At 71.9% G+C, this 1,544-nt stretch carries 2 protein-coding genes; both read right to left on the reverse strand.

What is annotated here, in order from left to right; genetic code table 11:
* A partial coding sequence (locus ACJA3G_RS36730) for a beta-ketoacyl-[acyl-carrier-protein] synthase family protein (protein WP_406557351.1) occupies positions 1–822 on the reverse strand: 822 nt, incomplete at its 3' end.
* Positions 823–930: 108 nt separating this feature from the next.
* Positions 931–1,544: TerD family protein (locus ACJA3G_RS36735; RefSeq protein ID WP_406557352.1), on the reverse strand; the 614-nt coding region annotated here is incomplete at its 5' end.

A 1,544-nucleotide genomic window follows, 5' to 3' on the forward strand; every position in this document is an offset into this window, starting at 1 on the left:
CGCCACGTCCGACGCGGTGATGTGGTCGGCGCTGGAGGTCACGGCCGCCCCCGCCACCGCCCCGTACACCCGTGCCCGCCGCGCCCGCGCGAAGGAGGCCCGCTCCAGGACCAGGATGCCCGCGCCCTCGCCCATCACGAAGCCGCTGCGGTCCGCGTCGAACGGCCGGGACACCGCCTCGGGGTCGTGCTCCTGCGGCGACAGCGCCTTCATCTGCGCGAACGCGGCGAGCGTGAACGGGTGCAGACACGCCTCCGTGCCACCGGCGACCACCACGTCGGCCCGGCCCGCGCGGATGAGGTCGAGGCCCATCGCGATGGCCTCGGCCCCGGACGCGCAGGCGCTCACCGGCGTGCGCGCCCCGCCCCGCGCCTTCAGGTCCATGGAGACCCAGGCCGCGGGCCCGTTGGGCATCAGCATCGGCACGGCGTACGGCGAGAGTCTGCGCGCGCCGCTCTTCTCGTACGTGTCGTCCTGGCCCAGCGTGGTCAGTACACCGCCGGTGCCGGTGCCGATCACCACCGCCAGCCGCTCGGACTCCACCTCGGGGGTGCCCGCGTCCTGCCATGCCTCGCGGGAGCTGATCAGCGCCAGTTGTTCGCATCGATCAAGGCGCCGCGCCTCCACCCGGGGGAGCAGGGAGGCCGGGTCGACGGGCAGCCCGGCCGCCACCCGGACCGGCAGGTCCGCCGCCCACTCCTCGGTGAGCAGGGAGACCCCGGACTTGCCGGCGAGCAGACCGGCCCAGGTGGACACGGCATCCGTGCCGAGCGGGGTGATCGCTCCCAGCCCGGTCACCACTACATCTTCATGATCGTTCATGCCCTCGACCCTGCCAGCCGGGAGGGGCCGGGACGAGGGTCCGAACGGATCGATTTGTCCGGCAGTGATTGTGGGGTGTCAACAACACCCCATCTCGGACTCCCCGCGTCAGAGCGCCTCGGCCGACGGCTTCACCATCCCGCGCACCGTCCGGGCCTTCACAAAGGCCCCCAGCGCCGTCATCTCCCACTCCCCGGAGAACTGCTTGATCAGCTTGGCCATCATCACGCCCGTCTGCGGCTCGGCGGTGGTCAGGTCGAAGCGGACCAGTTCCTCGCCCGTCGCCCCGTCGATCAGCCGGCAGTACGCCTTGGCGACCTCGGTGAACTTCTGGCCCGAGAACGAGTTCACCGTGAAGACCAGGCCCGTCGCGTCGGCCGGGATGCGCCCGAGGTCGACGACGATCACCTCGTCGTCGCCCGCGCCCTCGCCGGTGAGGTTGTCACCGGAGTGCTTGACCGCGCCGCCCAGGATGGAGAGCTTGCCGAAGTAGCAGCTGTCCAGGTGGTTGCGCTGCGGGCCGTACGCGATCACCGAGGCGTCCAGGTCGATGCTCTTGCCCCGGAACGCGGGCTCCCAGCCGAGGCCCATCTTGACCTGGGAGAGCAGCGGACGGCCGCCCTTGACGAGCGAGACCGTCTGGTTCTTCTGGAGGCTGACCCGGCCCTTGTCCAGGTTGACCTTCCCGCTGGACGCGGCGGCGGGCGCGGCCGGGGCGGGGG

This window comes from Streptomyces sp. YS-3, from assembly GCF_045257485.1.
In the GTDB taxonomy this organism is placed as follows: Bacteria; Actinomycetota; Actinomycetes; order Streptomycetales; family Streptomycetaceae; genus Streptomyces.